Below are 15,039 nucleotides of genomic sequence, written 5' to 3'. Positions count from 1 at the left end.
AACTAGCCCGGCTCGTCATGCGCCTAGAGGCTATTCAGCAATCCCTAACAAAGAGGGATCGCAGCCAAAGTCCGTATCGGGTCACAATCCACCATGCCGCGTTCATCGTTATAGGTCCGCTGCGAGGACGGAGCCGACCCGCCAATACGCTGCTTCAGGGATTCCCAGTCACACCCTTGCGTTCTTTCACCACCTTCGCATCATCCCCCACATCCACCCCCGCATTCCGCAACAACACCTTCGCCGCTTGCTTCGCTGCTCTTGCCATCGCGGGATCATCGCGCACGAGGTCCTGCGCGATCGAGCCGTCGACCAGCAGCACCAGCTGCGTCGCCAGCGCCTCCGCCTCCGCCACGCCGAGCTCGGTCAGGCGATCGCGAAACCAGAGGCGGCGGCTTTCCTTGAAGGCGACCGCGATCTTCTTCACGGCGCGGTCGGCAGGGCCGAGTTCTGCGACGGCGTTGACGAACGGGCAGCCGCGAAAGTCCTTGGCCGCAAAGCGCCGCTCCAGCGAATCGAAGGTGGCGAGGATTTGCTCGGCCGGGGGCTTGTCGGACGGGCGCTGAGCTACGAAGCGGCGCTCGAGATAGGCCGCGATCAGCGCGTCCTTGGACGGGAAGTGGTTGTAGAGCGTGCGCTTGGAGATGCCGATCTCGGCCGCGATGGTGTCGACGCCGATGGCGCGAATGCCCTGCAGATAGAACAGCTTGTCGGCGGTCTGAAGGATCCGCTCTTTCATCGTCTGTGGGGCGGGCGGGGGAGCCATGCGGCGAAGCGCATCCTCTTGGCTTGACAGTTGGGGCCCAACATAGCCTAAGTACACAGGTCTGTGTAACCAAAATCAACCGATATTGCAGACGACGGCATTTGCGCCGTGCCCATGAGGGAGACGAAAATGCCCCTGCTGCAGGTCCTGCGTCCGACATTGCCCATCCTGATCGGCGCCTCGATCATGCTGACGCTGAGCATGGGGCTGCGGCAGAGCCTCGGCATCTTCATGCAGCCGCTGACGCACGACATCCATCTGTCGATCTCGGATTTCACGCTGGCGCTGGCGGTGCAGAACCTCGCCTGGGGCTTCCTCCAGCCGCTCGCCGGCGCGATGACCACGCGCTACGGCTTCCGTCCGATCATGATCGTCGGCTCGTTCATGTACATCGCAGGCCTCGTTCTGATGGCGACCGCGAACGGACTCGTCGCCATCATGATCGGCGCCGGCGTGCTGATCGGCACCTCGCTCGCCTGCACCGCGGCTGCGATCGCGATGTCGGTGGCGGCGCGCGCGGTGCCTGCGACGGTGCGCTCCACTGTGCTCGGCATCGTCTCCGGTGCGGGCTCGCTCGGCGCGCTGCTGTCGGCGCCGATCGGGCAGATGCTCAACGAAGGCTTCGGCTGGCGCGTCGGCCTGGCCGGCTTCGTCGTGATGTCGGTGCTGATGATCCCTGCGGCCTGGTATGCCGGGCGCGTCGACGCGGTCCCGCTGCCGAAGCCCGCGACTGACGAGATCGTCGATGCCACGGCGATGATTGCAGCGAAGACCGCCTTCGGCAATGCGTCCTTCGTGGTGATGACCTGCGCCTATCTCGTCTGCGGCATGCAACTGGTGTTCCTCACCACGCACTTGCCGTCATACCTCGCGATCTGCGGCCTCGATCCGATGCTGAGCGCGCAGACGCTCGGCATGATCGGCGGCTTCAACGTGCTGGGATCGCTGTTCTTCGGCTGGGCCGGCCAGCGCTGGAACAAGCTCGCGCTGCTCGGCGGTATCTACGTCCTGCGCTCGCTCGCGCTCGCCTGGTATTTCATGCTGCCGGCGACGCCGTTCTCGACGCTGCTGTTCGGCGCCATCATGGGCTTCCTCTGGATGGGCGTCGGCCCGCTGGTCGCCGGCGCCGTGGCGGAGATGTTCGGCCTGCGCTGGCAGGCGATGATCCAGGGCCTCGCCTTCATGAGTCACCAGATCGGCAGCTTCCTCGGCGCGTACGGAGGAGGGGTGCTCTACGACGCGCTCGGCTCCTACACCATGGCCTGGCGCATCGGTGTGGCGCTGGGCTTGGCAGGGGGCATCGTGCAGGTGGCGTTTGCGCTCGTCAGGCCGTCGCAGCCACCGGCGCCGGTGTTGGGGACGGCGTAACGGCGGCGTCTGGTCGCTAGCGTCGGCTGACGAGCTCTGGGCGGACGCCGCTCTGCCTAGTCGTGACGGACAGCTTGTGCCCCAGGGCTGATCTGCCCAATGCGCTCCTGAAACGTACCGAATTCGCACTTAATTCCCATATATGAAGCTGGGTGAGGGAACTTTAGCGGGTGCCGGTACTTGCCTCTGTTGAAAGCAGGGCCGCATGTTCATTCTCAATGAGAAGATCGCGCCTCCACCCCGTCAGCAAATATTCAACGATTACGACCGTCAAGACGCCGCCATTGCAAAGCGGGCGGAGGACGAACGTTGGATGGAGCACTTCATTGAAGCTTTCCTCGGAAAACTAAAACTGATTTGGAAGTAGTCGCGCTCAAGTCCGTATTTGCAAGTCCGTATTTGACAGTGAGATGGTTGACGAAGAACGGCGCATAGGACGCGCCCGATCCTCGCAAGATTCGCGCGACGAGAGACCCTCCAACGAGCTGTGTGATCCCCGGCCGGACTGAGGCGTCAGTTCGCTATCAGTACACACCGACCTCAGCTCTCGTCGGGTGTCGAGGACGGCGTAGCAGGGCAACAGACTCTCATGGGAGCATTGGCTACGACGCCGCGACGTTCACCTTCACCGGTACGGGCAGCGGAAGGCGCGGCCCCCGAGCCAATGCAGGGCGTCTGGACGCAGACTGCCTCTTCGGCAGCTTGCCAAAATGCGCGAGGGCTTGCATCAAGGCGCATCGCACGGCGGGCTCGATTTTCGCGCAGATAAACCAGCAGACCAGGACGAGCAGACCCAGCGCGATCCACAAGGCTGAGGTGGCGTCGAGCCCGGCGTCGACCAGCGCACGAATGATCGCCGCGCCGATCACGTTGTGGGTGAGATAGAGCGGATAGGTGATCAGCCCGAGCGTTCTCAAATACGCCGGTGCTTCAGGAGAAGCGGTGCCCGCCAAGCGCCTGCTTCGTTTCGCGGCAAGGGCAATAACGAGCACCGCGGCCGCCCAGACCATGATCGGAACGAGGGCTGACTGATCCGCGATGGCGGGTATCGACGTCAAAAAGAAATCGGCGAAGAAATAGATTTCCACGGCGCCCGAAAGACAGGTGACGGCGACGGCGACCTGTTCGAGCGCCGTCAATTGCCTGTTGGCGGAGATGAACACCCAGATCCCCAGCGCGAAGAAGCAGCCATGGCTCAGCAGGAATGCCGCGCACGGCACCCGGAACATCAGGATGACGAGATAGGGCAGGTCGGATGGCGTCGTGCATGACGCGACCAGCAGCGCGACGGCATTGAACATCGCGCTGTAGATGGTGAGACCAAAGGCCAGGTGCCGCAGCGTGATCTTCCGCGTCAGCATCGCGCAAAACACCAGCCCGTAAAAAGCCGTCTCGGCGGCCAGCGTCCAGTATACCTCGTCGAGCCACTGGCCCGTGACGCCCTTGGGGACCATCAGCATGGCGTGGATGTAGGGCAGGATGAGTTCGGAGGCCGGCCCGCTGCCGAAGAGCAGCAGCACGAGCAAGGTCGCGGTGGCGCAGACCCAGACTGCCGGATAAAGCCTGAGCGCGCGGCCAAGAAGAAACGCGCCCGGCGAAGACTGGCTCGCGGAATTGGCAATGACGAAGCCGGAAATGACGAAGAAGATCTCGACGCCGACCCAGCCGAACCACGTGAAGGGCGCAGCGGAGGGGTAGAGAACGTCGGCGGCGACGGTGCGCTCGAAGCCGGGGACGCCGATCGAGGTCCAGGCCCAGGACCAGAACATCTGGTGAAAAATGGCGACGCCGAGGGCGGCGGCGAAACGCAGCGGATCCAGCAACGGCAAATGGCTCTTCACGGCAATGGACCAGATTCATGCAACGATCCTGCTGGAGATAGAGAAGCCGGTCATGGCCCTCTGCGAGGTGGGTCACACTTGTGAAGCTGAACCAACGGACGGAGGATCAGCCGGCAAAGTAACGGCCATGTTTGGCCCAAAGCGGAGTTGCGTGATCTCCTATTCCAGCAAGTCAGGAACTGAGCGCGTCGTAAACCATGCCCAGGACTACGCTGTAAGTCAGGAGCATCGCCAGCGAGAAGAATGCCGGCAAAATGCCGAGTCCAGCCTGGAATGCGAATAACCCAAGCCCGATCATGGGAAAGAACACCGTCCCCATGATCGCCCATCCGAGCACGCCGTATGCCATTCCCTTGATCGCGCCGATCTTGCCTGGCAGCCACCGATAGAGATGTCCAAAGGCGAGACTGACGAAGGTTGAGCCGTTCAGGAATGAAAGTAGCCAAGGCACCACGGGATGGATTGCAGTGCCGGTCACATGGCTCAGCGTCGTCTGGAGACTTTCGTAGGGCTCGAACGACGGAAGTAGTCCGGCCCAGGACTTGAAATACATCAGCAGCGAATGCGCAATGCTTCCGCACGCCCCTGCAACGACTGCCTTCCAAATCCTATTGCCTGAAGGCATGCCATGTTGCCCGTTCTCAGCGGTCGCTGCTGCCCGTCGCGATCATGGGCGCAATTCGATTGAAGGCGTCAATCTGGCCTCGTCAGCTGCGGCGCGTGCATGTCGGTTGCCGATGACGAGGATCGGAACGGCAATGAAGCCACTCGCCAAGAGCAGCCAATCCTGCCGAACGTCCAGGAGGATAGCAGCGCTCCCGCCGATGACTGACCATATGAAGGGGATCACCAGAAGCCAGTACGAGAAGCGGCCGGTCGTCATAAGCAACAGACCGAAGGTGAAGATCGTGACAGGGCAGGGAGAAACTCCGAACATCGGCAACGTCGGCCAGGGATGCCCCGTCGCGATCCCGATCAGCGGATAAACGAGAGATGCGTAGAGAATGAACCCCGCGCCGATCGCCGCTCGAAAGCCGTAATTGATCGCGAAGCGAAGACCATCGCGGACGATACCAGTGTAGAGGAGTGCCGCGCCCTCTGCCACGAACAAGGCGCCAAAGGCGAACGCGGCCTTGTTTATCAACGAGGAGAAGACGCCGTGATAGAAAATGCCGGTGCTTAGCCACATCAATCCAAGGACGGCTGAGACTATGCGGTCGGAGGCACGGCCTTTCCGAAAAAGGGCGGCCACGGCGACGGCTCCGAGCACGTAAGCCAAAATTTGCGCGGGCCAGATCGCCTTGTTGTAGGTCGCGAAAACGTTGAGGAACTGCTCAAGCGTAAAGGGAAGCATGGTGCGCTTCTCCTGGACAATTTCGGTTGAGCGTAGAGGACTGCGCTGCTTCGCCGCTTGATGAGGATCAACGTCGTCACTCGAGGTCCGCTCGCTGCCCGAGGTCGACATGGATCGTTCGGCTTCGACGTCGTCCTCTGCGCGCACGGCGGAGCCAACACTTCGACGGTACGCCTAGCTCAGCACTCGTGCCCCGGACGCCGCGCAGCGTTTCCGCGATGCGAAGCATCGTCCGGTGTGGTGTGCTGCAGAGCCGGGGCTCATGTATCCGCATGGTGTCGTGTCGCGTTTTGGATCCCAGAGCAGCGTTGCATGCTGCACCGCGTCCGGGACACGAACGGAGTCGAAAACGAAAACGGGGCCCGTAAGGGCCCCGTCAAAGTCGGTAACGTCCGCGATCTTACTTGATCTTCTTACTTGATCTTGGCTTCGCGGAATTCGACATGCTTGCGCGCGACGGGGTCGTACTTCTTCTTGACCAGCTTGTCGGTCATGGTGCGCGAATTCTTCTTGGCGGTGTAGTAGAAGCCGGTGTCGGCCGAGGACACGAGCTTGACCTTGATGGTGACCGCTTTGGCCATGTTCTGAACCTCAGGAATGAAAGGAATCTGGAGCGGGCCAAACGGCCCACGTTGGCCGGCAACCTAGCCAGAAACCGCCTGATGTCAAGGTTTTGGGGCCGGAAAACCACTCAATTCGGTCCCATCAGATATCAACGGAGCTATCGCAGAGCCGCTCGACCTGCCGGTCACTCTTGTAAAAGCTTATGTACAATGATATGTACGATTATCTGTACAATGCGGACGAGGAAGAATTGCTATGGCGCACGTTTCGTACACGGAGCTGCGGGGAAATCTTGCGGCCTACATGGATCAGGTCTGCGACGATCGCGCGCCTCTCGTTGTGACGCGCCAGAACGCCCGCAGCGTGGTGATGCTCTCGGAGGAAGAGTATGAGGGTCTTGTGGAGACGGTCCATCTTCTGAAGAGCCCGGCCAATGCCGCACGCCTTCTGCGCTCCATCAAGGAGGCCGACGAAGGCAAACTCGTCGCGCATGAATTGATCGAGCCCGGCTCGACCGGCTAGGCGACATGCTGATCGCCTGGACCGAGATCGCCTGGCAAGACTACCTGCGATGGCAGCAAGAGGACGAAAAAATCCTCTCGGCCATCAACGATCTGATCAAGGACATTAAGAGAGATCCGTTCAAGGGGATCGGAAAGCCGGAGCCCCTCAAACATGATCTGCGCGGCTGGTGGTCTCGCCGCATCACGGGCGAACACCGGCTGGTGTATCGCCTTCAAGGCAAGGATGACGCGCAACAACTCGTCATTGCCCAATGTCGATACCACTACTGAGAACTATGAGGCCTCGAAGAACCGGTTTTTCGGCCGGGGCAGGCCGAGATTCTCCCTCAAAGTGGGCCCTTCATACTCCTTCCGGAAAATCCCGCGCTGCTGCAGCTCCGGGACCACCTTGTCGACGAAATCGTCGAGGCCGGCGGGCAGGAACGGGAACATGATGTTGAAGCCGTCGGAGCCGCGCCCGACCAGCCATTCCTCCATCTGGTCGGCGATGGTCTTGGCCGTGCCGACAAACGAGAGCCCGCCATAGCCGCCGACGCGCTGGGCGAGCTGGCGCACGGTCAGCTTGTCGCGCCTGGCGAGGTCGACCATGCGCTGGCGGCCGCTCTTGCTGGCGTTGGTTTCGGGGATATCGGGCAGCGGTCCATCCGGATCGAAGCCGGAGGCATCGGTGCCGAGGACGACGGACAGCGAGGCGATGGCGCTGTCGTAATGCACGCGGCTGTCGAGCAGCGCGCGCTTCTCCCTGGCTTCATCGACGCTGTCGCCGACCACGACGAAGGCACCGGGGAGAATCTTGAGATGTTCAGGATCTCGGCCAACCTTCTCCATGCGGCTCTTGATGTCGGCGTAGAGCTTTTGGCCGTCGGCGAGGCTGCCGCCGCCGGTGAACACGGCTTCCGCCGTTTCGGCCGCGAGCTGCTTGCCGTCTTCGGACGCGCCCGCCTGTACGATCACGGGCCAGCCTTGCACCGGGCGAGCTATGTTGAGGGGGCCGCGCACCTTCAGATATTTGCCGTGGTGGTCGAGCGTGTGCATTTTCGATGGATCGAAGAACAGGCCGCTCTCGACATCGCGCACGAAGGCGTCGTCGGCGAAGGAATCCCACAGGCCCGTGACGACGTCGTAGAACTCGCGGGCGCGCTTGTAGCGCTCGGCGTGCTCCATGTGGTCGTCGAGGCCGAAATTCAGCGCCGCGTCCGGGTTCGACGTCGTGACGATGTTCCAGCCGGCGCGGCCGCCGCTGAGATGATCGAGCGAGGCGAAGCGGCGCGCGACATGATAGGGCTCGTCGAACGTGGTCGAGCCCGTGGCGATCAGGCCGATCCGCTCGGTGACCGCCGAGAGCGCCGACAGCAGCGTGAACGGCTCGAACGAGGTCACGGTGTGGCTGCGCTTGAGCGCATTGATCGGCATGTTCAGTACGGCGAGGTGATCGGCCATGAAGAAGGCGTCGAACTTGCCGGCCTCGAGCTTCCTGATCAGCGTCTTGATGTGACCGAAGTTGAAATTGGCGTCGGGCCAGGCCCCGGGATAGCGCCAGGCGCCGGTGTGGATGCTGATCGGGCGCATGAACGCGCCAAGCTTGAGTTGCCGTTGTGCCATCGCCCGGTGTCCGTTTTGGTGACGTTGGGGAAAGACATAGGCATGAGTGGGAACTCCGCCATCGGGGGAGGCGGGAAGATTATTTTGTTTTTGGATGGTCTCTCAGCACGTCATTCCGGGGCGCGCCTCTTGGCGCGAGCCCGGAATCCATCGGGCCGCAGCGGCTGCCGATGGATGGATTCCGGGCTCGCGCTACGCGCGCCCCGGAATGACGAAAGGAGAGCCAATCAGCCCAGAATATCCTTCTGCATCTTGCCGCCGTAGAAATGGAAGAACGGCACTGGCGCGTCGTGGCGGAGCGGACCGGTGGCGAGGCGGCTGTGGAGCTCGTTGAGCACGTTGCGCGTCATCGGATGCAGATCGGCGAGCGGCTTGGAGCCGAGCTCGACCCAGACCAGCTCGACCAGCTCGGCATCGGCATGGATCACGCCGTCGACGCGGTGGGTGATCGCGGAGGCATCCGCCGTGAAGAAGCGCGTGTCGAACCGTTTGACCCGGCCGGGCGGGGTGATCGCGCGCGCGATCAGGAACAGGCTCGAGGGATCGGGCAGAAGGCCCGCATCGGCGAACGGCTGCCAGGGACCTTCGAGCTTCGCCTTGATCTCCGCCTTGCGGCCGAGGCAGAGACCGGTCTCCTCGCAGGCCTCGCGGATTGCAGCGATGGCGAGCGACTTCGCGCGCGAAGCCGGCGTCTTCGGGCTGCCCTTGGCGAGGTTGGCTTCCAGCTCGGCCGTGACGGGCGCGGCACAGGGCACGCGATAGTCGGTCTTGTCGACGCGCCCGCCCGGGAAGACGAATTTGCCGGGCATGAACACCACCTTGTCGTGGCGCTTGCCGACCAGGACTTTTGGTGTAGTGCTGCTGCGGTCGACCAGGATCAGCGTCGCCGCATCCCTCGGGCGAAAATAGGGATGGTGGTCGGCTTCCTTGCCCTCGTGGATCTTTGCCTTCTCAGCGGCCTGCGCAATATCCGTCATGTCCTCACCCAAACGCTTTTTGCTTCTTGATTACACAGGTGGAATACCATCCGGAGGGGTGTCGTCAAACCCGTGCATGCGCAGAGCCCATTGCAGGCCGACCACAGCTCCCTTGACGGGCTGCAGCAGCGCGAGCGAGGCGACGAAGGTGAAGGGCAGATAGGCTGCGAAGCTGAGCCACACCGGCGTCGTGTAGTTGGTCTCGATCCAGAGGATACTGGGCACCACGATGTGGCCGACGATGACGATGACGAGATAGGCTGGCAGATCGTCAGCGCGGTGCGGCGTGAAATCGAGGTCGCACACCGAGCAATTGTCCGCCGTCTTCAGGAAGGCGCGGAACAGTTTGCCCTCGCCACACCGCGGGCAGCGGCCGCGAAAGCCGCGCTTCATCGCCGTCCAGAGATCGCGCTTCTCGACGAGACCTGTCTCGCGCGTCCAGATTTTCGGGGCCGTGCTGATGGTCACCATGCCTTGCCCTTCTTGCCCTTACTCTTGCCTTTGCCCTTCTTGCCGGGCTTTGGCTTCGGCGGCTTGCGTTTTCTGTCTGGGCTGCGGCCGGGATGCGCCTTGAGCGAGGGGCGGCGTTGCGGACCGGATGTCCTGCGTTCGCGCGGCGCGGCCTCACTGGAGGACGACAGCAGCTCGAAGCGCAGCGCGCCTGCGATCGGGGCTGCTTCGATCAGGCGGACATCGACCACGTCTCCCAGCTGATACATGGTGCGGCTGCGCGTGCCGACCAGGGCGTGTCGGCTCTCGTCATAGTTGAAATATTCCGTGCCGAGGGATCGGATCGGGATCAGGCCGTCGGCACCTGTTTCAGCCAGCTTGACGAAGAGCCCCGCGCGGGTGACGCCGGAGACGCGGCCCTGGAAGCTCGCGCCGATGCGGTCGGCCAGGTGATGCGCGATCAGCCGGTCGACGGTCTCCCGCTCCGCCTTCATCGCACGCCGTTCGGTCACCGAGATGTGGGCGGCGACTTCGCTCAAGGTTTCCGGTGTCTCGCTGTCGGGCAGGGCGCCTTCGCCGAGGCCGAGTGCGCGGACCAGCGCGCGATGCACGACGAGATCGGCATAACGGCGGATCGGCGAGGTGAAATGCGCGTAGCGGCGCAAATTCAGGCCGAAGTGCCCGTAGTTCTCGGAGGAGTATTCGGCCTGCGCCTGGGCGCGCAGCACGACTTCGCTGACCAGCGGATAGTAATCATGGCCTTCGAGCTGGGCCAGCACGCGGTTGAACGTGGTGGGACGCAGCGCACCTGATTTGGCGAAGGGAACGTCGAGCGTCTCCAGAAATTCCGCGAGCGCGTGGACCTTCTCCAAGGTCGGCTCGTCGTGCACGCGGTAGATCAGCGGAAGCGATTTCTTCTCCAGCATCTCGGCGGCTGCGACGTTGGCGAGGATCATGAACTCCTCGATCAGCTTGTGCGCATCGAGACGTTCGGGCACCACGACGCGGTCGACCGTGCCGTCGCTCTTCAGGAGGATCTTGCGTTCGGGCAGATCGAGATTGAGCGGATCGCGCTCGTCGCGCGCGCGCTTGGCGCAGGCATAGGCTGCATAGAGCGGTTTCAAGATTGGATCGAGCAGGGGACCGGTGGTGCCGTCGGGCCGGCCGTCGATCGCGGCCTGCGCCTGCGCGTAGCTGAGCTTTGCCGCCGACCGCATCAGGATGCGGTGAAAACTGTGCGAGCGCTTGCGGCCGTCGGGCCCGAGCACCATGCGCACCGCGAGCGCGCCGCGCGGCTCGCCCGGCACCAGCGAGCAGAGATCGTTCGAGATCCGCTCGGGCAGCATCGGCACGACGCGGTCGGGGAAATAGACCGAGTTGCCGCGATCGAGCGCGTCGCGATCGAGCGCGCTGCCCGGCCGGACGTAGAAGCTCACATCGGCAATGGCGACGTTGACGATGAAGCCGCCCTTGTTGTTGGGATCGTCATCCGGCTGCGCATGCACCGCGTCGTCATGATCCTTGGCATCCGGCGGATCGATGGTGAGAAGCGGCACGTCGCGCCAATCCTCGCGGCCCTTCAAATTGGCCGGCTCGGCCGCTTCCGCATCGCGCATCGCGGCGGGCGAGAATTGCAGCGGGATGTCGTGGGCATAGATCGCGATCAGGCTGATCGCCTTCTCCGACTTGACGGAGCCGAGCTTATCCTTCACGCGGCCGGAGGCGAGGCCAAAGCTGCGGGTGCGGACGATGTCGACGCTGACGAGATCGCCGTCCTGCGCGCCGTTCGTGTCGGCCGAGGCGATGTTCAGCTCGCGGTCGGCGGACTTCTTGTCGACGGGGACAAGCCGTCCGCCACCTTCGGGAAGTGCGCGGAACACGCCGAGGATGCGGCTCTTGGCCTTGTCGAAGACCTTGATGATGTGGCCGAGCCAGGCCGGGCCTTCGGTCTCGGAGATCGGCTCGACGCGCAGCAGCACGCGGTCGCGGACGCCGGCGACGGTGCCCGGCTTCGGCCGGCGCGGCATCTGGATGCGGATTTTGGGGGGCTCGCCGCTTTCGACCTCGTCCCATTCGGTGGGGGAGGCGATCAACTCGCCGTCAGCGTCGCGGCCGGTGATGTCGGCGACCAGGGTCGGCGGCAGTGCGTCCGGTTCGGACACCTTGTGGCGCTTCTTCTTAACGGTTCCGTCGTCGGCGAGTTCGCGCAATATGCGCTTGAGCTCGACGCGATCGGCGTTCTTCAGGCCGAACTCGCGCGCAATTTCGCGGGTCCCGACCTTTCCGGGATTTGCCTTGATGAAGGCGACGATGGCTTGCCGCTCGGGAAAGCCATGGTCATTCTTGCGTTTCACTTAACCTCTACTTCTTGATCTCAAGTCTTGCCGGCACTCTTCTTGGCCGGAGCCTTGGTGGCGGCGGCCTTGGTCGGCGACGTTTTTGCGGTCGACGACACGGCTGCGCGCGCCTTGCTGGTGGATCCGGATTTGGTTTTGGCCGCCTTTTTCGCGGCCGGTTTCTTCTTTGGCGCGGCGTCATCGCCGTCCGCAGTCTTCTTGGCCTTGGCGGGCTTCGCCGCCTTCTTCGGCTTCTTGCCGCCGCCCTTGGCCGCGCGCTCGTCGATCAGCGCGATCGCCTGCGGCAGCGTGATGGCGTCTTTTTCGATGTCGCTCGGGATCGTCGCGTTGACGCCGCCGGCCGTGACATAGGCGCCGTAGCGGCCGCTCTTCACGGTGACGGTGCCGAGCGTCGGATGATCGCCGATCGCCTTGCCGGGATCGGCGCCGAAGCGTCGGCTCGGGCCCTTGGCGACCTTTTCCGCGATCAGCGTCACCGCGCGATTGAGGCCGATGTCGAACACCTCGTCGCCAGCTTCCAGGCTGGCATAGGTCTTCTCATGCTTGACGAATGGCCCGAAGCGGCCGAGGCCTGCGGTGATCGGCTCACCGGTCTCGGGATGCTTGCCGATCTCGCGCGGCAGCGACAGCAGCTTGAGCGCAAGTTCGAGTTCGACATCCCCGGGCGAGGTGCCCTTCGGGATGCCGGCGCGCTTCGGTTTCTCGCCTTCCGCGTAATCCTTCTGCTCACCGAGCTGGATATAGGGACCGAACCGGCCGGCCTTGACCCAGACATCGCGACCGGTCTCGGGGTCCTGGCCGAGCGAACGATCGGCACTGGCCTCGCCATCGGCGGCGAGCTGACGGGTGTAGCGGCACTCCGGATAGTTCGAGCAGCCGACGAAGGCGCCGAACTTGCCGGCCTTGAGATTGAGACGGCCGTTGCCGCAGTTCGGGCACTGCCTGATATCGCCGCCGTCCGTCCGCGGCGGATAGATGTGCTGTCCCAGCATCTCGTCGAGCACGTCCAGCACCTGGGCTACGCGCAGATCCTTGATCTCGTCGACGGCGCCGATGAAGCCGGTCCAGAAATCCTTCAGCACCTGCTGCCAGGAGATCTCGTTGTTGGAGATGCGGTCGAGCTGCTCTTCCAGATTGGCCGTGAAGTCGTATTCGACGTAGCGGGCAAAGAAGCTTTCGAGGAACGCGACCACGACGCGGCCCTTGTCCTCGCCGTGCAGGCGCTTCTTCTCCAGCTTGACGTAGCCGCGGTCCTTCAGGACCTGGAGGATCGAAGCATAGGTCGACGGCCTGCCGATGCCGAGCTCTTCCATGCGCTTGACCAGCGAGGCCTCGGAGAAGCGCGGCGGCGGTTCGGTGAAATGCTGGGTGACGGACAGCGATTGCCGCTTGAGCGCATCGTTCGGGCTCATCGCGGGCAGGCGGCGGGAATCTTCGTCCTCTTCGTCGTCGCGGCCTTCCTGGTAGAGCGCGAGGAAGCCGTCGAACTTGACGACCTGGCCGGTGGCGCGGAGCTCAAGCGTGCGGGAACCTGCCTTCGCCGTGATGTCGACCGTGGTGCGCTCGAGCTCGGCCGATTCCATCTGGCTCGCGATGGTGCGTTTCCAGATCAACTCATAGAGCCGGGCCTGATCGGAATCGAGCTTGCGGCTCATGCTGTCGGGGCGACGCGACATGTCGGTCGGGCGGATCGCTTCGTGCGCTTCCTGGGCGTTCTTGGCCTTGGCCTGGTACTGGCGTGGCGCGTCCGGCACGTAGGCGTTGCCGTAATCCTCGCCGATCACCTTGCGGGCCTGGGTGATCGCGGACGGATCGATCTGCACGCCGTCGGTCCGCATATAAGTAATGAGTCCGGTGGTCTCGCCGCCGATGTCGATGCCTTCATAGAGGCGCTGGGCGATGCGCATGGTGTGCGCCGGCGCAAAGCCGTATTTGCGGCTGGCTTCCTGCTGCAGCGTCGAGGTGGTGAAGGGCGCCTGCGGATTGCGCCGGGCGGGCTTCGCGTCGACCGAGGTCACGGCGTAGACGGCCGTCTCCAGCGCCTTCTTGAAGTCTTCGGCTTCCGCGCCGGTGCCGATGTCGAGGCGCTGGATCTTCTTGCCGTCGGCGCCGACCAGGCGGGCCTCGAAGGCATCGCCGCGCGGCGTCAACAGGGTTGCGATCAGCGACCAATATTCGCGGGCGACGAATTTTTCGATTTCGAGTTCGCGGTCGCAGACCAGGCGCAGCGCCACCGACTGCACCCGGCCGGCCGAGCGGGCGCCCGGCAGCTTGCGCCACAGCACGGGGGAGAGGGTGAAGCCGACCAGATAGTCCAGCGCACGGCGCGCCATATAGGCGTCGACCAGCGCACCGTCGATCTGGCGCGGATGCTTCATCGCGTCCGTGACCGCCTGCTTGGTGATGGCGTTGAACACCACGCGCTCGATCTTCTGGTCCTTCAGCGCGCGCTTTTCCTTCAGCACCTCCAGCACGTGCCAGGAGATGGCCTCGCCCTCACGATCAGGGTCGGTGGCGAGAATCAGGCGGTCGGCGTTCTTCAGGGACTTGGCGATGTCGTTGAGCCGGCCGGCCGCCTTGGGGTCGACCTCCCAGATCATCTTGAAATTGGCATCGGGATCGACGGAGCCGTTCTTCGCGGGCAGGTCGCGGACATGGCCGAACGAGGCCAGAACCTCATAGGACGAGCCCAAATACTTGTTGATCGTCTTGGCTTTCGCCGGCGACTCCACAATGACGATATTCATGTAGTTCCAGTAACTTATGGGAAAATTGGGGGCCGAAAACGAAAGGACTCGGGTCGGCCGTTTCGACCCGAACATGGGTGGTGAGGCCTCCGCTGTCAAATCGGAGGCTGTTGAAAGCCCCCCGGATGGGAAAAGTTTCATATCGAGAAAGTTGCAAAATACCACCTTGGAGTTGCGATCGCTATCGGCGTAATGTTTCCACGGGGCATGGATTCGGGTGGGGTCTGTTGACTAGGCCGGGAAAGAAACGGGCGCGCGCCGTATCAGGCGCGCCGGGAGGCTCGCGTCACGACGAACCGGGGGAGGGCGGCGCGGACGAGGCTGTCACCTTCATCGCCGAGCAGGTCGGCGCGTTGCGCAAGCTTGCCGAGCGTCACGAGCTCGACGTGCTGCATTATCTCCTTGGCATGACCAAGCTGGAGGCCGACGAGCACCTGCGGCTGCGGAGCAAGCGCAAGCTGTCGTGAGGCTTGCGCCTCAGGATGACGG

At 63.4% G+C, this 15,039-nt stretch carries 15 protein-coding genes; 5 read left to right on the top strand and 10 right to left on the bottom strand.

Annotated features, from left to right (window positions below; genetic code table 11):
- Positions 1 to 154: 154 nt before the first annotated feature.
- Positions 155 to 766: a TetR/AcrR family transcriptional regulator gene (locus CIT39_RS20125; protein ID WP_094977515.1), complete on the bottom strand. Its 612-nt coding sequence runs from the start codon at positions 764 to 766 to the stop codon at positions 155 to 157.
- 129 nt (positions 767 to 895) lie between these two features.
- On the opposite strand from CIT39_RS20125, the gene CIT39_RS20120 reads away from it, so the two are divergent.
- Positions 896 to 2,134 carry an MFS transporter gene (locus tag CIT39_RS20120; RefSeq protein WP_094977516.1) on the top strand — a complete coding sequence of 413 codons (1,239 nt, stop codon included), beginning with the start codon at positions 896 to 898 and terminating at the stop codon, positions 2,132 to 2,134.
- Positions 2,135 to 2,339: 205 nt separating this feature from the next.
- Positions 2,340 to 2,501: a hypothetical protein gene (locus CIT39_RS20115; RefSeq protein WP_155526029.1), complete on the top strand. Its 162-nt coding sequence runs from the start codon at positions 2,340 to 2,342 to the stop codon at positions 2,499 to 2,501.
- 235 nt (positions 2,502 to 2,736) lie between these two features.
- On the opposite strand, the gene CIT39_RS20110 is transcribed toward CIT39_RS20115, so the two are convergent.
- The 4 genes from CIT39_RS20110 to rpmG form a co-directional block, all read right to left on the bottom strand.
- Positions 2,737 to 3,957 carry an acyltransferase family protein gene (locus tag CIT39_RS20110; protein WP_244607405.1) on the bottom strand — a complete coding sequence of 407 codons (1,221 nt, stop codon included), beginning with the start codon at positions 3,955 to 3,957 and terminating at the stop codon, positions 2,737 to 2,739.
- A gap of 190 nt (positions 3,958 to 4,147) precedes the next feature.
- Complete coding sequence (locus CIT39_RS20105; RefSeq protein ID WP_244607404.1) at positions 4,148 to 4,528, bottom strand: DUF6789 family protein; 381 nt, start codon at positions 4,526 to 4,528, stop codon at positions 4,148 to 4,150.
- A 114-nt stretch (positions 4,529 to 4,642) separates the two neighbouring features.
- The gene (locus CIT39_RS20100; RefSeq protein WP_244607403.1) at positions 4,643 to 5,440 is read right to left on the bottom strand and encodes a DUF6064 family protein; all 798 of its coding nucleotides are present in this window, start codon (positions 5,438 to 5,440) and stop codon (positions 4,643 to 4,645) included.
- 302 nt (positions 5,441 to 5,742) lie between these two features.
- Positions 5,743 to 5,910, bottom strand: coding sequence for a 50S ribosomal protein L33 (gene rpmG, locus CIT39_RS20095; protein ID WP_008139339.1), 168 nt, complete (start codon positions 5,908 to 5,910; stop codon positions 5,743 to 5,745).
- A 238-nt stretch (positions 5,911 to 6,148) separates the two neighbouring features.
- On the opposite strand from rpmG, the gene CIT39_RS20090 reads away from it, so the two are divergent.
- Both CIT39_RS20090 and CIT39_RS20085 read left to right on the top strand, forming a co-directional pair.
- Positions 6,149 to 6,415, top strand: a complete 267-nt coding sequence (locus CIT39_RS20090; RefSeq protein WP_094977520.1) for a type II toxin-antitoxin system Phd/YefM family antitoxin — start codon at positions 6,149 to 6,151, stop codon at positions 6,413 to 6,415.
- Between the two features lie 5 nt (positions 6,416 to 6,420).
- Positions 6,421 to 6,687, top strand: coding sequence for a Txe/YoeB family addiction module toxin (locus CIT39_RS20085; RefSeq protein ID WP_094977521.1), 267 nt, complete (start codon positions 6,421 to 6,423; stop codon positions 6,685 to 6,687).
- 3 nt (positions 6,688 to 6,690) lie between these two features.
- Here the strand turns inward: CIT39_RS20085 and CIT39_RS20080 are convergent, their stop codons facing one another.
- From CIT39_RS20080 to topA, 5 genes are all read right to left on the bottom strand, one after another.
- A complete protein-coding gene (locus tag CIT39_RS20080; protein WP_094977522.1) occupies positions 6,691 to 8,019 on the bottom strand; it encodes an LLM class flavin-dependent oxidoreductase in 1,329 nt (442 codons plus the stop codon).
- 227 nt (positions 8,020 to 8,246) lie between these two features.
- Positions 8,247 to 8,996 carry an NUDIX hydrolase gene (locus CIT39_RS20075; protein WP_094977523.1) on the bottom strand — a complete coding sequence of 250 codons (750 nt, stop codon included), beginning with the start codon at positions 8,994 to 8,996 and terminating at the stop codon, positions 8,247 to 8,249.
- A gap of 30 nt (positions 8,997 to 9,026) precedes the next feature.
- Positions 9,027 to 9,467: a DUF983 domain-containing protein gene (locus CIT39_RS20070; RefSeq protein WP_094977524.1), complete on the bottom strand. Its 441-nt coding sequence runs from the start codon at positions 9,465 to 9,467 to the stop codon at positions 9,027 to 9,029.
- Positions 9,461 to 11,800, bottom strand: a complete 2,340-nt coding sequence (gene rnr / locus CIT39_RS20065) for a ribonuclease R (protein ID WP_094977525.1) — start codon at positions 11,798 to 11,800, stop codon at positions 9,461 to 9,463. The genes CIT39_RS20070 and rnr overlap by 7 nt, the downstream gene beginning before the upstream one ends.
- A 20-nt stretch (positions 11,801 to 11,820) precedes the next feature.
- Complete coding sequence (topA, locus tag CIT39_RS20060) at positions 11,821 to 14,550, bottom strand: type I DNA topoisomerase (RefSeq protein ID WP_094977526.1); 2,730 nt, start codon at positions 14,548 to 14,550, stop codon at positions 11,821 to 11,823.
- 227 nt (positions 14,551 to 14,777) lie between these two features.
- On the opposite strand from topA, the gene CIT39_RS20055 reads away from it, so the two are divergent.
- Positions 14,778 to 15,017, top strand: a complete 240-nt coding sequence (locus tag CIT39_RS20055) for a hypothetical protein (RefSeq protein ID WP_094977527.1) — start codon at positions 14,778 to 14,780, stop codon at positions 15,015 to 15,017.
- Positions 15,018 to 15,039 lie beyond the last annotated feature (22 nt).

This window comes from Bradyrhizobium symbiodeficiens (assembly GCF_002266465.3).
Classification (GTDB): Bacteria; Pseudomonadota; Alphaproteobacteria; order Rhizobiales; family Xanthobacteraceae; genus Bradyrhizobium; species Bradyrhizobium symbiodeficiens.
This window is presented reverse-complemented; position numbering and strand designations above follow the sequence as displayed.

What these genes read in the sequence shown, in the direction of transcription:
- CIT39_RS20070 (WP_094977524.1), bottom strand. Translation starts at nt 9,467, where the DNA reads ATGGTGACCATCAGCACGGCCCCGAAAATCTGGACGCGCGAGACAGGT.
- rpmG (WP_008139339.1), bottom strand. Translation starts at nt 5,910, where the DNA reads ATGGCCAAAGCGGTCACCATCAAGGTCAAGCTCGTGTCCTCGGCCGAC.
- topA (WP_094977526.1), bottom strand. Translation starts at nt 14,550, where the DNA reads ATGAATATCGTCATTGTGGAGTCGCCGGCGAAAGCCAAGACGATCAAC.
- CIT39_RS20090 (WP_094977520.1), top strand. Translation starts at nt 6,149, where the DNA reads ATGGCGCACGTTTCGTACACGGAGCTGCGGGGAAATCTTGCGGCCTAC.
- CIT39_RS20100 (WP_244607403.1), bottom strand. Translation starts at nt 5,440, where the DNA reads ATGTCGACCTCGGGCAGCGAGCGGACCTCGAGTGACGACGTTGATCCT.
- CIT39_RS20075 (WP_094977523.1), bottom strand. Translation starts at nt 8,996, where the DNA reads ATGACGGATATTGCGCAGGCCGCTGAGAAGGCAAAGATCCACGAGGGC.
- CIT39_RS20125 (WP_094977515.1), bottom strand. Translation starts at nt 766, where the DNA reads ATGGCTCCCCCGCCCGCCCCACAGACGATGAAAGAGCGGATCCTTCAG.
- CIT39_RS20085 (WP_094977521.1), top strand. Translation starts at nt 6,421, where the DNA reads ATGCTGATCGCCTGGACCGAGATCGCCTGGCAAGACTACCTGCGATGG.
- CIT39_RS20115 (WP_155526029.1), top strand. Translation starts at nt 2,340, where the DNA reads ATGTTCATTCTCAATGAGAAGATCGCGCCTCCACCCCGTCAGCAAATA.
- CIT39_RS20080 (WP_094977522.1), bottom strand. Translation starts at nt 8,019, where the DNA reads ATGGCACAACGGCAACTCAAGCTTGGCGCGTTCATGCGCCCGATCAGC.
- CIT39_RS20120 (WP_094977516.1), top strand. Translation starts at nt 896, where the DNA reads ATGCCCCTGCTGCAGGTCCTGCGTCCGACATTGCCCATCCTGATCGGC.
- CIT39_RS20105 (WP_244607404.1), bottom strand. Translation starts at nt 4,528, where the DNA reads ATGTATTTCAAGTCCTGGGCCGGACTACTTCCGTCGTTCGAGCCCTAC.